The following is a 13,838-nucleotide window of genomic DNA, read 5'->3' on the forward strand; positions in this document are numbered from 1 at the left end:
GCTGGCGCTTGATTCCTGCTCTTCCGCGGGCCTCTTTGAGGCGCCCCTCCTGACGATTCCGGAGGCAGTCGTGGCGGGCGCGCGCGGGTAGGTCCACCCGCCGCCCCCGAGGTGTTCGCCGCATCCTGCTCGGCGACGCGTCCCTCCGCATGCCGCCTTTCCCGACCAGCCATGGGGGAGTGCGCACCGCCGCCTGGGCCCCGGGGCCTGCTTCATGTCGCTTTTCCCAACCAGCCACGGAGGAGTGTGCACCGCTCCCCGGACGAGGGGGCCGGCGCACCCGCGTTCCTCTCGCGCCCGCGCGAGCATGCCTACCCTGAAGGGCGCCCCAATCCTGGGACTTCAGGAGGAGACGATGCGGAGCCGCGGACATGATGGAGGCCGGTTCGCCTCGGTGGAGCCCTGGAACCTGTTGCGTGACGTCATTCTCCCTGGCGCCGTGGTGGGCGCGTTGGGGGCGTTCGCGATGGCGGTGCTCGCGTGCGCGTTCACGGAGGTGCTCCACGGCGACCCCTGGCGGCCAGCCCTCCTGACCGCGGGCCTGGTCTTCCGCCAGGGCGACGCCCGGGGCACCGGGGCCGTGCTGCTCGGCGTGCTCATCCACTTCGCGGTGGCGGGCGGGCTGGCCACCGGCTTCGCGCTCTTCTTGCCGCGCAAGGGCACCGCGGTGTCGGCGCTCATGCTGGGACTGCTCTACAGCCTGTCGATGTGGGGAGTGATGACGCGGCTGATGGTGCCATTCGGCTCGCCTCCACTTTCGCGCGAGGACCCCTCGGCGCTCCTGCTCGCGCTGCACGTGGCCTTCGGGGCGGCGCTCGGCACCGTGCCCGCCGTCCGCCAGGCCCTCACCCGTCTGGACCTGCTGCGCCACCGCTTCCTGTCTCCGAGGCCCACGCCTCGGTGAGGCTCATGGCTGCTTCGGCCCCGCGGGCTCCGGCGGGCGCGCCGCCCTGGGCACCGACTCGAGCCCGGGCAGCGGCTCCACCGGAAACGGCCCCGGTGGAATGGTGGGCGCGAAGCGCGTGAGCGTCTCCAGCACGCACACCGCCAGGAGCACCGCCACGAACACCACCGACGTGAGCAGCACCAGCGCGTTGCTGCCGCGCTGCTCGCGCAGGTGCATGTAGAAGAGGGCAATCAACACGCCCTTCACCCCCGCGATGAAGAGGGCCACCGGCAGCGACCAGGCCCCGTGCGGCAGCGTGTGCAGCAGATACGTCAGCGCCGTCAGGGCGAGCAGTCCCACGCCCACCACCAGCACCCCAGACACGCTGAGCCGCCGCCCCGGCTCCTCGACGAAGTCCTCACCCGCCATGGGCGCTCCCCTCAAGACAGGTACAGGATGGGGTAGACGAACAGCCAGATGACATCCACCAGGTGCCAGTACATGCCGCCCAGCTCCACGGGCGTCGTGTACGCCGCGCTGAACGTCCCGGAGGCCGAGCGCACCGCGAGCACCGTCAAGAGCCCCACGCCCACCGTCACGTGCAGGGCGTGGAATCCCGTCAGCAGGAAGTACAATGTGAAGAAGAGGCTCGCGCCCACCTGGGGCACCTCCCGCAGCCGGTAGAAGTCCCCGGGCAGGCTCCCCTCCTTCACGTGGTGCGCGTACTCCACGCCCTTCACCGCCAGGAACACGATGCCCAGCAACGCGGCGGCCCCCAACAGCACGCCCCCCAGTCCTGGCCTGTCCTCGCGCACCGCGTGCACCGCGAGCGCCACCAGGATGCTGCTCGTCACCAGGAGGAACGTGTTCAGCGTGCCCAGCCCCACGTCCATGGTGAGCTGCGCGGCGCGGAACGCCTCCGGATACACCGAGCGGTACACGCCGTAGGACGTGAAGAGGCTGGCGAACAGCAGCACCTCCGTCGCGATGAAGATCCACATGCCCAGGTGCGCCGCCTGCTGGCGCGCCCCTTCGGAGCCCCAATGCTCCGTGGCGGCCTCAGGCGGCATGCGGCACCTCCGCTTCGCGCGGCGCGTACTCGTGCGGCCCCGTGGGGTACTCGGGCGTGACGGGGAAGTTGTGCGTGGGCGGTGGGGACTGGGACTTCCACTCGAAGCCCTCACTGCCCCAGGGGTCGTCCCCGGCGATGGCCCCGTACCTCAGGCTCCACGCCAGATAGCCCGCGATGCACAGCAGGCCGAACGCCAGCAGTGACGCGCCCGTCGTGGAGGCCACGTGCAGGGTCTGGAAGTGCGGCGGATAGTCCGCGTAGCGCCGGGGCATGCCCAGGTTGCCCAGCAGGAACTGCGGCACGAAGGTGGCGATGAAGCCGAAGATGACCAGGAGGGCCGCGCCGTTGGCCAGCTTCCCCGGGAACGTGCGCCCGAACATCTTCGGGAACCAGTAGTGCAGCGCCGCCAGGAACGCCATCACCGTGGCGCCCACCATGATGAAGTGGAAGTGCGCCACCACCGAGTACGTGTCGTGCCAGTGCAGGTTCAGCGACGTGGTGGCATACGCCACGCCAATCATCCCTCCGAAGAAGAGGAAGAACATGAAGCCGAGCGTGTAGATCAGCGGCGCCTCCACCGCGATGGAGCCCCGGTACAGCGTGCCTAGCCACGAGAAGATCTTGATGGCCGTGAAGATGGCCACCAGCATCGACATGGCGCCGAACGCCCCCGCGCCGAACGTGGACTGGCCGGAGGCGAACATGTGGTGGCCCCAGGTGAAGAAGCCCACGAAGGAGATGCCCAGCGTGGAATAGACAATCATCCGGTAGCTGAGGGCGTTCTTGCGGCTGAAGGCGCTCACCGCCTCGCTGATGACGCCCATGGACGGCAGCACCATGATGTAGACGGCCGGGTGGCTGTAGAACCAGAACAGGTGCTGGAAGAGCAGCGGATCTCCCCCGCGCGCCGGGTCGAAGATGCCCGCGCCCACCACCCGCTCCAGCGCCACCAGCAGCAGCACCATGCCCAGCACCGGCGTCGCCAGCACCTGGATGATGGCCGTGCCGTAGACGGCCCAGACGAACAGCGGCAGCTTCATCCACCCCAGGCCGGGCGCGCGCAGCGTGTGCACCGTGGCGATGAAGTTGAGGCCGGTGACGATGGTGGAGAAGCCGATGATGAACACGCCCAGCAACACCGGCAGCACCGCGGTGCCCGTCGTCGTGCTGTAGGGCGTGTAGAACGTCCAGCCCGTGTCCGCGCCGCCCTCGAACATGCCCCACAGCGCGATGGAGGCCCCCAGCACGTAGAGATAGACGGACGCCAGGTTGAGCCGGGGAAAGGCCACGTCCCGAGCGCCAATCATCAACGGCACCAGGAAGTTGCCGAAGGCGGAGGGGATGGCGGGAATCATGAACAGCCACACCATGGTGACGCCGTGGAGCGTGAACATCCGGTTGTACGCCAGGTGGCCCATGATGGTGCGGCCCGGGGTGAGCAACTCGATGCGCAGCGCCAGGGCGAACACGCCGCCCATGAAGAAGAAGAACAGCGTCAGCCCCAGGAACATCACGCCGATGCGCTTGTGGTCTTTCGTGGTGAGCCAGGACCAGAGGGTGTGGCCGTCCGCCAGGTAGTTGTCCGGCGGGAGGCGCTCGGGCTCAGCGGCGGATGGGGACATAGGCGGGCTCCTGCGCCGCGGTGACACCCGGGCGCGTGGGCTGCAAGGACTTGATGAACTCCACGAGCGCGCCGGCGTCCTCCGCGCTCAACAGCCCGTGGTAGCCGGGCATGACGGGCACGTAGCCGGCGACCACCTTGGCCAGCGGGTCCATCATCGACTCGGTCAGGTACGCCTCGTCCGCGAGCACCACGCCCCCTCCCTCCAGCGGCTCCCGTCGCCCGTACAATCCCAGCCAGGTGGGGCCGATGTGCGGCGCGCCCGTTATCGTGTGGCATTGCAGACACCCCTGCGCGGCGGCCACGTGTTCGCCTCGGACCGCCATCGACTCCGGCTGGGGCTTGGTGGCCGCGCCGGGCAGGCCCGCCACCGGGACGCCGCCGAGCTGGGCGGCCCGCCACGCCTCGAAGTCCGCGGGCTTCAGCACCACCACCTCACCGCGCATCTGCGAGTGGTCCAGCCCGCAGTACTCCGCGCACAGCACCAGGTGGCGGCCGGGCTTCGGCGCCTCGAACCAGATCTCCGTGTAGCGGCCGGGCACCGCGTCGCGCTTCATGCGGAAGTCCGGCACGTAGAAGGAATGGATGACGTCTCGCGAGGTGATGAGCAGCCGCACGGGCCGGCCCGCGGGCACCACCAGCGTGTCGATGGCGCTGGGGCCTCCGGGATAGGTGAACTTCCACATCCACTGCTTGCCGGTGACATAGACATCCAGCGCGTCCCGGGGCGGGCTCGATACCCAGACGTACTGTCGGAAGCCCAGTACGAACCACAGCAGGAAAAATGACAGCGGCACGCCGATGAACAGGCCCTCCAGCCAGGGGGGCGCCACCACGCGCGGCGTGGGAGTCGGGGCCGTGCCCCGGTGATAGCGCACCAGGAAGGTGAGGCCGGTGACGCCGATTCCCGTCGCCACCACCAGCGTGGTGAGGAACAGGAAGTAGTGCAGGTGGTCCACCTTCACCGCGAAGGTGGAGCCCTGCTCGGGGAGGAAGAAGAGCCGGCGCAGAAGCTCGTTCATCGCGCGCCCTCCGCGCCCGCTTCGGAGAGGAGCTGCTGGATGGCGACATCGATGGGCTGGTGGATGATGCCCGCGTCCGCGTCCACCCAGCCGTACCCGTCCAGCCGCGCGCGCTGTCGGGCCCGAAGCGCGTCCGCGCGCCCATCCAGCGTGAAGGGCGCCTGGTTGACGCGTCCCACTTCCCACGCGCCCAGCTCCTTCGGCGCGGGGTTCTGGAACGCGGGGCGCCACAAGACCCACAGGCCCCACGCGACGACACAGGCCGCCGCGAGGAGGGCGAGCGCCGCGCCACCGACGCGCAACAACCAGCCGGTGGGCAGGGCCTCTTGTTCGGGAGGCGGTGGCTGGCGTTCGCTCATGGCGGGCGCACCTGGAGGGAGTGGACCAGATAGGGGTCTCCCACCGGCACCGGATAGGTGCCGCGCGCGCGCCAGAGCGTCACCGCCACGGCCAGCCCGCCCACGCCCACCCAGGCGGTCAGCGCGGTCCAGGGGACGGCCAGGCGCTCCGGCGACAGCGCGGGGAACAGCAGCCAGGCCACGTCCACGGCGTGCATCGCCAGCATCCACAGCGCCACGATGGCGAGGTAGCGCGGGCGGGACTTCAGCTCGCGCGACAGCAGCGCTCCGAAGGGCAGCACGAAGTGGCCCAGGAGCAGCAGGAGCGATACGTCGCCCCAGCCGGCCCGCAGGCGGACGCGGTACCAGCCCACCTCCGCTGGCAGCCCCGCCACCCAGATGAGCAGCAGTTGCGCGAAGGCGATGTAGGCCCAGAAGCAGATGAAGGCGAACATCAGCGTGCCCAGCCGGTGGTAGTGGCCGGGAGACAGGAGGCTGCCGAAGTGCTGCGTCTGGCGCGTCGCCTCGCCCGCGACCACCATCAGCGCGATGGCACCCACGAACGCGCCGGAGAAGACGTAGATGCCATACACCGTGGATTGCCACGTCGCCTCCAGCGACATCATCCAGTCCAGCGTCATGAAGGAGAACGTGAGGGCCAGCGCGGGCAGCGCGCCGCCGCCCAGCCGCCGCTGCCACGATGTCCAGTGCAGGTCGCCCGTCGCATCCTGGCGCACGGACCAGCGCAGGAGCAGGTGACCCACGAGTCCCCAGGTGACGAAGTAGAGCGCCGCCCGCGCCAGGAAGAAGGGCAGGTTGTTGTAGGGGCGCCGGTGCGCGAGGACATGCAGCGCCTCCTCGCCGAGTTCCAGCGACGGCGCCACCCACGGGTACAGGTGCCGCATTCCCAGCGCCAGGGGGATGAAGAGCAGCAGGAACAACGGCGCGGTGGAGGCCGTCACCTCCAGCGCGCGCCGCAGCACCACCGGCCAGCGCGCCTTCGTGGCGTGGAAGATGGCGAGCAGCAGCAGCGCGCCCAGGCACAACCCCAGCCAGTAGCTGAAGCCGAAGAGGTAGCCGAACAGCGCCCGCCGCACGTCCAGCAAGGCCCCCAGCGCGGTGGCCACGAGACCCAGCACGCCCAGGCCCGCGCTGATGGCCTGGAGGCGCTGGCCTCCCTCGAAGCGGGGAAGGGCGGGGGGCCTCATGGCGCTCGGACCTCCTGGAGCAGTCGCTCCCGCACGTCCGGAGGCGCGGCGGCGAGCGACGCGCGCTGGCTGCGGCCCAGGGCCCGCAGATACGAGACAATGGCCCAGCGCTCGCGCGGTGGAAGCTGCGCGCCGTATGCGGGCATGAGGCCGAAGCCGTTGGAGATGACGGCGAAGTAGAAGCCCGAGGGGTGTGGCAGCTCTCCCGTGGAAGGCGTGTCCAACTGGCCCTCCATCGGAGCACCGTGCTCGCCCACGAGCGCCACCTGTCGAGCCCGCTCCACGTCGACCTCGCGGTATGTCACGCCGCCATCACCCGACGGTGCTTCGGACGAACTCGCGCTCCCCAAGCCTCGCGTGTCCCGCACGGCTCCCAAGCCCCCTACCTCCCGTGGCAGGGGGAACGGCCGCGGCCCCACATGCGAGGCCACCGCCCGCGTTCCCGTGTAGGGCGCCTCGCCTTCCTCGACGCCGTAGACGACCTGCGTGGCGTGGTCGTGCGGGACGAACAGGCCCGGGGGCCGGCGCTGCGGCATCTTCCGCGCGACGGGGCTGTCTCCATCTCCCGTCAAGCCGTGGCACACCGCGCACCAGGTTTCATAGGACGCGCGCCCCTCGTCGAGCAGCCCGCGCGTCAACGGCTCGGGCACCTCCTGGACCCAGCCGCCATCGGCTTGCAGCCCCTGCCGCCACGCCGGTCCCTCGCCGCGCGAGGCAAGCCACTCTCGCGCCACCGTCCCCGGCACCAGGGGCCGCATCGCCCGACCATCCTCGAAGAAGGTGCTCGCCTTGAATGCCTCCGCGCGCGGCTGCGAGGCCAGCGGATCCGTGTCGTCACACGCGGCCAGGCACCCCAGCAGCACCGGCAGCATCCGCCCTCTCATCGCGCCCCCTCCACCACCACCGACACCCGCCGCGCGCCCAGCTCGCGCAGAGCCTCCTCCACGGAGTCCATCGATGGCGTGTCTCCATCCACCGTGACGCTCGCCCAGAAGCCGTCCACGGATGCGCTGCGGAAGGCCTCCACCTCGAACACCGGGTGCGTGACGTGTGGGAAGCCAAACAGCACCATCAGCGCGCCGAAGACCATCAGCGCCGCGGACAGCACCCCCAGCTCGAACGAGATGGGGATGCTCGTGGGCACGCTGTGCAGGGGCCTGCTTCCCACGTTGAGCGGATAGTCCACCGCGTTGGTGAACCACTGGGTGAGGTACGCGAAGCCCGCGCCGCCCAACCCCGCGAGGAGCGTCAGCATCGGCAGCTTCGAGCGCTTCAGCCCCAGCGCCTCGAACGTCTCCTCCACCGGGAAGGGCGTGTACGCATCCAACCTGTCGAAGCCCCGCGCGCGCAGTCCCTTCAGAGCCGCCACCAGCGCGTCGCTGGACTCGAACTCTCCCAGCACCCAGCGCCTCATGGGGCGCCGCCTTTCGTGCCCGAGGAGCCCGCGTGCTCCTGGCGGAAGCGCAGCGAGCTGTCCACCTCGCGCTGGAGCTCCTTCATCTCGCTCATCGACACCGGCGGCACCAGCTTCAGGAACAACAGGAAGGCCGTGCCGAAGAAGGCCACCGTTCCACCCAGCAGGCTCCAGTCCACCCAGGTGGGCCGGTACGCCGCCCAGGACGAGGGCAGGAAGTCCATGCTCAGCGACGCCACCACGATGAGGAAGCGCTCGGTCCACATCCCCACGTTGACCAGGAGCGCGGCCACCCACAGCACGGCCACGTTCGTTCGCAGCCGGGGGAACCAGAAGAGCTGCGGCACCACCACGTTGCAGAAGACCTGCATCCAGAACAGCGGCGCGTACGGCCCGAAGAACTGCGCCTCGGTCGCGTGCATCTCGTAGGGGTCCGCGCTGAACCAGGCGAAGAAGTGCTCCTGCAGGTAGCCGTACGTCACCATCCACCCGGTGGCGAGCAGCACCTTCGCCATGTTGTCCAGGTGGCCGAGCGTCACCACGTGCTCGATTCCCAGCGCCCGGCGCGCGGGGATGAGCAGCGTGAGCACCAGCGCGAAGCCGCTGAACACGGCGCCCGCGACGAAGTACGGCGGGAACACGGTGGTGTGCCAACCGGGCAATTGCGCCACCGCGAAGTCGAAGGACACGATGGTGTGCACGCTCACCACCAGCGGCGTGGCCAGCCCCGCCAGCAGCAGGTAGCCGGTGCGCCACTGGCGCCAGTGGCGCGCGGAGCCCCGCCACCCCAGGCTCGCCAGCCCGTACCAGAAGCGCGCCCGGGGCGTGCGTGCCGTATCCCTCGCGGTGCCCAGGTCCGGAAGCAGGCCCACGTACCAGAACAACAGCGACACCGTGAGGTAGGTGCTCACCGCGGCGATGTCCCACGTGAGCGGCGAGCGGAACTGGGGCCAGGCCCTCAAGCTGCTGGGGTAGGGCACCAGCCAGTAGAACTTCCACGGCCGGCCCAGGTGCAGCAGCGGGAAGAGGCCCGCGCACATCACCGCGAAGAGCGTCATCGCCTCCGCGAAGCGGTTGATGGACCCGCGCCACTTCTCCTGGAGGAGCAACAGGATGGCGCTGATGAGGGTGCCCGCGTGGCCAATCCCAATCCACCACACGAAGTTGGTGATGCCGAAGGCCCACGCCACCGGGATGTTGTTGCCCCACGTCCCCACGCCCACGAAGAGCGTGACGCAAATGGCCCAGGTGAGCACCGCCGTGCCCGCGAGCCCCAGCGCCAAGAGCCCCCACCACGCCCGACGGGGCGGGGCGTGCACGAAGTCCAGCAGCGACTCGCTGTACTCGCGGTCGGAGTAGCGCCCGTCGAGCAGCGGATACACCACCAGCGGGTCTCCGGGCGCGGGCACCTGCGGGTCGGCGTCGCTCATGGGCCCCTCTTCGGCGCCGGGTTCTTCAGACGCACCAGGTGCACCGTGCGGGGCCGGGTGCCCAGGTTGTTGAGCAGGCGGTAGTGCCGGGGGTCCTCGTGCCGCCGCTTCACCGCCGACGCGGGCGCGAGCAGGTCCCCGAAGGTGATGGCCTCCGTGGGGCACGCCTGCTGACAGGCGGTGCGCACGTCACCGTCGAGGATGTCCCGCCGCGCGGAGCGCGCGACGAGCCGGGCCCGCTCGATGCGCTGCACGCAGTACGTGCACTTCTCCATCACCCCACGCGAGCGCACCGTGACGTCCGGGTTCTGGCGCAGGCGGTCCAGCGGCTCGCGCTGCTGGTACTCCAGGTAGTTGAAGCGGCGGACCTTGTAGGGGCAGTTGTTGGAGCAGTACCGCGTGCCGATGCAGCGGTTGTAGACCATCTGGTTGAGGCCCTCGTCCGAGTGGACGGTGGCATTCACCGGGCACACGTATTCACAGGGGGCTGCCTCGCAGTGCACGCACGCCACCGGCTGGGTGATGACGCCCGGGTCGTCCGGGTCGCCCAGGAAGTACCGGTCGATGCGCAGCCAGTGCATCTCCCGGCTCTTGAGCACGCCGTCCTTGCCCACCACCGGCACGTTGTTCTCCGCCTGGCAGGCCACCATGCACGCGCTACACCCCGTGCACCGGTGCAGGTCGATGGCCATCGCCCACTGGTGCGTGTCGCTCGCCATCGGCATCAGCGGGTACAGCCGCTCGTGGTCCTCCTGCAGCGACTTCAGCGCCAGGGGCCTTGCCTGGAACTCGCCGCTCGTGAGCTGGAGCGCGAGCGGGCGCCCGTCCATGCTCCAGTGCTCCTGGGTGAGGGCCAGCGCGTGGTGCCCTCCCGTCCGCGTGACGGTGAGTCCCGGAGCCCCCCACGGCGCATCCAGGTGGCGCAGCCGGTACGCGTTGACGCCCACGCCCTGGCCCACGGGACCCACCCGCTCGCGCCCATGCCCCAGCGCCAGTGTCACGGTGTCGTCCGGTTGTCCGGGCAGCACCAGTACGGGCGCCTCCACCGCCTGCCCGCGCAGCTCCAGCCGCGCCACGTCGCCCTTCTCCAGTCCCAGGCGGCGCGCGGTGGCCGGGGACAGCAGCGCCGCGTTGTCCCACGTCAGCTTCGTCACCGGGTCAGGCAGCTCCTGGAGCCACGCGTTGCCGGCGAAGCGGCCGTCGTACAGCCGCGCGTCCAGCACCAGCCCCAGCTCCAGGCCCCGCGAGGGAGGCGCCGACGGTCGCGCGGCCGCCACCACCGCGGCCTCATCCAGCCGGGCCCGCGCGCGGGGTGCCCGCGTGTCCGGGACGACGCCCACCCCCAGCCACGCCTCCCAGCGCGACTCGAAGTCGGCGCTCGCCCCCGTCCGCTCACGCCACAGGTCCTTGAGCAGCGCGTAGGGAGATTTCGACTCCAGGCCCGCGAACGTCGCCAGCACCTCCACCTCCTGCACCGCGCCAGGGAACAGGGGCGCGATGAGCGGCTGGAGCAGGGACTCGGTGCCGTCCGGCGCCCGACCGTCGCGCCAGGACTCGTAGGGGTGGGTCGCCGGGGCGAAGGCGGGACAGAGGGCCGCCGTCTCGTCCTCGTGCAGCCCGTGGTACAGACGGAAGGGCGCGAGCGCCAGCGCCTCGGCGAAGCCCGAGTCCACCGCGCTCGCGTACACGGGGTTCCACGCGGTGATGACCAGCGTGTCCACCTGTCCCGCGCGCAATTCACCCACCAGCGACGCCAGCGCTTCAGTGCCACCGACTGGCTGCGCGACGGGCTCCACGAGCCAGGGCGCGTTGCCCAGCGCCTCGTCCACCGCGAACGCCAGCGCATGCACCAGCGCCGGCTGCCGCGCGCCCACCGTCACGCGCCCCTGGCCCCGGTGCGCGAGCAAATCCTTCGCCGCCTCACGCACCCAGGCGCGCTGTGCCTCCCCCAGCGTGGTGCCCGGCGGACGCAGCCCCGCCAGCGCCGCGTGGCCCGTGTTGGCGCCGACGTCCGCCGCCAGCGCGAGCGCGAGCGCCACGGCCTGCGAGGGCTTCATTCGCGACCGCTCATCCGCGAAGGCGCCGGTGAGTGTCAGCGTGCTCTCCGCGACCCACAGCCGGTTCAGCGCCTCGGGCCGCCGCGCGGCGACGAAGTCCCGCGCCGCGCGCAGTTGCCCCGGTTTCAGCGTGGAGAGGAAGTCGTCGTCCAGCGACACCACCACCGCGCGCCCCACGTCGTGCACGACGTCCAAGGGACGGCCATAGGCCAGCGTCGTCCCCTCCACGCTCCCGTCCGGCAGGTCCGCGCTGAAGGGGATGAACCGCGCGCGGGGGAAGCGCTCCTGGATGCGTGCGAACATCGCCTGCACCAGCGGACTGCCCGTGGGCTCGACGAGGAAGCGCAGGCCCGCGCCCCCGTCGGTGCGCGTGGCCCGTTGCGCGAGCGCCTCGCGCAGCACGCTCCACGCGACCTCCGTTCCCTGGAGCCGAGCCGTCCGCGCCCGCGCCGCGTCGTACAGGCCCAACAGCGAGGCCTGCTCGAAGATGCCCGCCGCGCCCTGGCTCGCGGGGTGCTCGGGATTGCCCTCCACCTTGGTGGGCCGGCCCTCGTGGCTCTCCACCACCAGCCCCACCGTGCGCCCGTTCCACTCCATTCCCGTGGCGAAGTGCAGCGGCACGCCGGGCGTCAGTCCCTCTGGAGGCAGCGCATAGGGGAGGATTTTTTCCGGAGGCTGCCGGAAGCAGCCCGTGAAGCCCGCGGCCGCCAATGAGGCCGTCGCGAGCTGGAGGAAGGTGCGCCGCGCCAGGCCCTCGGGCGGCGTGGCCGCGCCGGGAGGAAGCTCGCGCAGGAGCGCCTCGCGTCCGGGCCCTCCCGCGTGCCACTCCTCCAGGCTGCGCCACGCGCGCACGGGGCCGGGCTCACGCGCCGCGGGCGCGACGGACGCGTCCTGCAACACCGGAAGGGGGAAGGTGTCGGTCAGAAGTGGCATGTGTTGCAGTTCGTGCGGGGGTGCACGTCCAGGGCGGCCTGCACGGCGCGGCCCGTCTCGCGAGCGTCACCCGGAGGACGCCACGTCAGGTTGGCGACTTCGGACAGCGGCCGCAGCCAGGGGGTCGGGTCTCGATGACACTCCAGGCACCACCCCATGGTGAGGGGCGCCACTTGCTGCACCGCGGCCATGGTGTCCACCCGCCCGTGACAGGTGACGCAGCCCACGCCCTTGTTCACGTGAATCTGGTGGCTGAACCAGACGTAGTCCGGCAGCGCGTGCACGCGGTTCCACTGCAAGGGCATCCCGTCGAAGCCGCTGGCGCGCACCGGCTCCAGCTTCGCGCTCTCGTTCCACACCTGCGCGTGACAGCCCAGACAGCGCTGCGTGGGAGGCACCCCCGCCACTGGCGAGCGCCAGGCCCCCTCATGGCAGTACCCGCAGGGGATTCCCTCGTCGCCCGCGTGATGCCGGTGGTCGAACTCCACCGGCTGCTCCCGAGGCGAGAAGAAACCACGACCCAGCGGGTTGCGCGCCAGGAGCAGCAACCCCGCCAGGGACACCGCGGGCACGCCCAGCGCCAGGGCGATGAGCCCCCGCAGCAGCGAGTCGGTCCCCGGATGGAACAGCGGCGCCATGTCCCCCCTCCGTGTGGCACGGAAGTCTCCAGCGGATACCGATGCTGGAGGTGGGGGACTGTGGCCGTGGCGAGACAGGACCCACCAGCCTCCAGGCTCGGCCCCGTCGCCTTTCACACCGTGGCCTGTCTCGCCGTTGGCTTTCCCACATGGACCAGGGACACGGGGGCAATCCCTTCCATCCATTCCTGATGTGGCCCGAGCGTGTCCACCATTCCCTGGAGGGACCGCCTGCTGTGGAGCGCATCCCGCCCGCTGGCTGCTCACCGGGGCGCGAGACAGCGGGCGCGGTTCGAGGTATCCCGACAGGGCCATGAGCGAGGCCCTTCAACTCGATGACTGGGGCGGCACCGGCCCCGTGCTGCACCTGGCGCATGCCAACGGCTTTCCGCCCGGCACCTACCGCAAGCTCATCGAGCTGTTGAAGACGCGCTACCACGTCGTCTCGGTGCGGAGCCGCTGGCTCGTGCCGGGCTCGGACCCGCTGACGATGCGGACCTGGAACGACATGGCGGACGACCTGGCGCACGCGCTGCGCGCCGCCGGACTGAAGGACGTCATCGGCGTGGGACACAGCATGGGCGGCGTGGCGACGCTGCTGGCGTCCGTGAAGGAGCCGGGCCTCTTTCGCGCCATCGTCACGCTGGACCCCGTGTTGTTTTCGGGGATGCGCAAGCTGGTGCTCGACGTGCTGACGCTGCTGGGCCAGCGAAGTCGAGTGCCTCCCGCGAGCCTGGCGCGCCGTCGTCGCGAGCACTGGCGCTCGCGCGAGGAGGCCGCCGCGAGCTATCGCAAGAAGCCCCTGTTCCAGGGCTTCGACCCTGATTGCTTCCAGGACTACCTCTCGTATGGCCTCATGGAGTCGGAGGAGGGCGGTTTCAAGCTGACCATCCCTCGCGCCTGGGAGGCCCGCGTCTTCGAGACGACGCCGGAGGGTCTCTGGAGCTCGCTGCGCTCCATCTCGGTGCCCACCCTCATCGTGCGGGGGCGTGACACGCGAACGCTCGCGGCGTCGGCCTTCGCGCGCGCCCGGCGAGTCGTGCCGGGCGCCCGGCTCGAGGAGTTCCCCGGCGGGCACCTCTTCCCGCTGGAGGACCCGGAGGGCTGTGCCCGCCTCATCCTCGCGTTCCTCGACACGCTGGACGCGCCCGCTCCGGAAGTCCTTCAGGCGCGCTGACCGCGTGACTGCTCCGGGCCCATGAGCACCGGAGGCGGGCTG

The 13,838-nt window shown here is 70.7% G+C and carries 13 protein-coding genes; 2 read left to right on the forward strand and 11 right to left on the reverse strand.

Annotation, left to right across the window (positions count from 1 at the left end):
* Positions 1-355: 355 nt before the first annotated feature.
* Entirely contained in the window at positions 356-904 is a 549-nt protein-coding gene (locus tag G4D83_RS12025; RefSeq protein ID WP_163864862.1) for a hypothetical protein, read from the forward strand.
* Positions 905-907: 3 nt separating this feature from the next.
* On the opposite strand, the gene G4D83_RS12030 is transcribed toward G4D83_RS12025, so the two are convergent.
* Genes G4D83_RS12030 through G4D83_RS12080 form a run of 11 tightly spaced genes read right to left on the reverse strand, consistent with a single transcriptional unit; the run spans position 908 to position 12,619 of the window.
* The gene (locus G4D83_RS12030) at positions 908-1,315 is read right to left on the reverse strand and encodes a cytochrome C oxidase subunit IV family protein (RefSeq protein ID WP_163864863.1); all 408 of its coding nucleotides are present in this window, start codon (positions 1,313-1,315) and stop codon (positions 908-910) included.
* 11 nt (positions 1,316-1,326) lie between these two features.
* A complete protein-coding gene (locus G4D83_RS12035; protein WP_163864864.1) occupies positions 1,327-1,956 on the reverse strand; it encodes a cytochrome c oxidase subunit 3 family protein in 630 nt (209 codons plus the stop codon).
* Positions 1,946-3,580 (reverse strand): cbb3-type cytochrome c oxidase subunit I, encoded by a 1,635-nt coding sequence (locus tag G4D83_RS12040; RefSeq protein WP_163864865.1) that lies wholly within the window; start codon positions 3,578-3,580, stop codon positions 1,946-1,948. Before G4D83_RS12040 ends, G4D83_RS12035 begins: the two co-directional genes overlap by 11 nt.
* Positions 3,561-4,601 carry a cytochrome c oxidase subunit II gene (gene coxB, locus G4D83_RS12045; protein ID WP_163864866.1) on the reverse strand — a complete coding sequence of 347 codons (1,041 nt, stop codon included), beginning with the start codon at positions 4,599-4,601 and terminating at the stop codon, positions 3,561-3,563. Before coxB ends, G4D83_RS12040 begins: the two co-directional genes overlap by 20 nt.
* Positions 4,598-4,960, reverse strand: coding sequence for a hypothetical protein (locus G4D83_RS12050; RefSeq protein WP_163864867.1), 363 nt, complete (start codon positions 4,958-4,960; stop codon positions 4,598-4,600). Before G4D83_RS12050 ends, coxB begins: the two co-directional genes overlap by 4 nt.
* Positions 4,957-6,147, reverse strand: a complete 1,191-nt coding sequence (locus G4D83_RS12055) for a hypothetical protein (protein ID WP_163864868.1) — start codon at positions 6,145-6,147, stop codon at positions 4,957-4,959. Before G4D83_RS12055 ends, G4D83_RS12050 begins: the two co-directional genes overlap by 4 nt.
* Positions 6,144-7,031, reverse strand: coding sequence for a c-type cytochrome (locus tag G4D83_RS45505; RefSeq protein WP_205522618.1), 888 nt, complete (start codon positions 7,029-7,031; stop codon positions 6,144-6,146). The genes G4D83_RS12055 and G4D83_RS45505 overlap by 4 nt, the downstream gene beginning before the upstream one ends.
* Positions 7,028-7,561 carry a DUF3341 domain-containing protein gene (locus tag G4D83_RS12065; protein ID WP_163864869.1) on the reverse strand — a complete coding sequence of 178 codons (534 nt, stop codon included), beginning with the start codon at positions 7,559-7,561 and terminating at the stop codon, positions 7,028-7,030. Before G4D83_RS12065 ends, G4D83_RS45505 begins: the two co-directional genes overlap by 4 nt.
* On the reverse strand, positions 7,558-8,991 hold the full coding sequence (nrfD, locus tag G4D83_RS12070) for an NrfD/PsrC family molybdoenzyme membrane anchor subunit (RefSeq protein WP_163864870.1): 1,434 nt from the start codon (positions 8,989-8,991) through the stop codon (positions 7,558-7,560). The genes G4D83_RS12065 and nrfD overlap by 4 nt, the downstream gene beginning before the upstream one ends.
* A complete protein-coding gene (locus G4D83_RS12075) occupies positions 8,988-11,981 on the reverse strand; it encodes a TAT-variant-translocated molybdopterin oxidoreductase (RefSeq protein ID WP_205522619.1) in 2,994 nt (997 codons plus the stop codon). The genes nrfD and G4D83_RS12075 overlap by 4 nt, the downstream gene beginning before the upstream one ends.
* On the reverse strand, positions 11,969-12,619 hold the full coding sequence (locus G4D83_RS12080; RefSeq protein ID WP_163864871.1) for a cytochrome c3 family protein: 651 nt from the start codon (positions 12,617-12,619) through the stop codon (positions 11,969-11,971). The genes G4D83_RS12075 and G4D83_RS12080 overlap by 13 nt, the downstream gene beginning before the upstream one ends.
* 313 nt (positions 12,620-12,932) lie before the next feature.
* Between G4D83_RS12080 and G4D83_RS12085 the strand changes: the two genes are divergently transcribed.
* Complete coding sequence (locus G4D83_RS12085; RefSeq protein ID WP_163864872.1) at positions 12,933-13,796, forward strand: alpha/beta fold hydrolase; 864 nt, start codon at positions 12,933-12,935, stop codon at positions 13,794-13,796.
* Positions 13,797-13,838: the final 42 nt, after the last annotated feature.

Source organism: Myxococcus eversor, assembly GCF_010894455.1.
Classification (GTDB): domain Bacteria; phylum Myxococcota; class Myxococcia; order Myxococcales; family Myxococcaceae; genus Myxococcus; species Myxococcus eversor.

What these genes read in the sequence shown, in the direction of transcription:
- G4D83_RS12025 (WP_163864862.1), top strand. Translation starts at nt 356, where the DNA reads ATGCGGAGCCGCGGACATGATGGAGGCCGGTTCGCCTCGGTGGAGCCC.
- G4D83_RS12030 (WP_163864863.1), bottom strand. Translation starts at nt 1,315, where the DNA reads ATGGCGGGTGAGGACTTCGTCGAGGAGCCGGGGCGGCGGCTCAGCGTG.
- G4D83_RS12035 (WP_163864864.1), bottom strand. Translation starts at nt 1,956, where the DNA reads ATGCCGCCTGAGGCCGCCACGGAGCATTGGGGCTCCGAAGGGGCGCGC.
- G4D83_RS12040 (WP_163864865.1), bottom strand. Translation starts at nt 3,580, where the DNA reads ATGTCCCCATCCGCCGCTGAGCCCGAGCGCCTCCCGCCGGACAACTAC.
- coxB (WP_163864866.1), bottom strand. Translation starts at nt 4,601, where the DNA reads ATGAACGAGCTTCTGCGCCGGCTCTTCTTCCTCCCCGAGCAGGGCTCC.
- G4D83_RS12050 (WP_163864867.1), bottom strand. Translation starts at nt 4,960, where the DNA reads ATGAGCGAACGCCAGCCACCGCCTCCCGAACAAGAGGCCCTGCCCACC.
- G4D83_RS12055 (WP_163864868.1), bottom strand. Translation starts at nt 6,147, where the DNA reads ATGAGGCCCCCCGCCCTTCCCCGCTTCGAGGGAGGCCAGCGCCTCCAG.
- G4D83_RS45505 (WP_205522618.1), bottom strand. Translation starts at nt 7,031, where the DNA reads ATGAGAGGGCGGATGCTGCCGGTGCTGCTGGGGTGCCTGGCCGCGTGT.
- G4D83_RS12065 (WP_163864869.1), bottom strand. Translation starts at nt 7,561, where the DNA reads ATGAGGCGCTGGGTGCTGGGAGAGTTCGAGTCCAGCGACGCGCTGGTG.
- nrfD (WP_163864870.1), bottom strand. Translation starts at nt 8,991, where the DNA reads ATGAGCGACGCCGACCCGCAGGTGCCCGCGCCCGGAGACCCGCTGGTG.
- G4D83_RS12075 (WP_205522619.1), bottom strand. Translation starts at nt 11,981, where the DNA reads ATGCCACTTCTGACCGACACCTTCCCCCTTCCGGTGTTGCAGGACGCG.
- G4D83_RS12080 (WP_163864871.1), bottom strand. Translation starts at nt 12,619, where the DNA reads ATGGCGCCGCTGTTCCATCCGGGGACCGACTCGCTGCTGCGGGGGCTC.
- G4D83_RS12085 (WP_163864872.1), top strand. Translation starts at nt 12,933, where the DNA reads ATGAGCGAGGCCCTTCAACTCGATGACTGGGGCGGCACCGGCCCCGTG.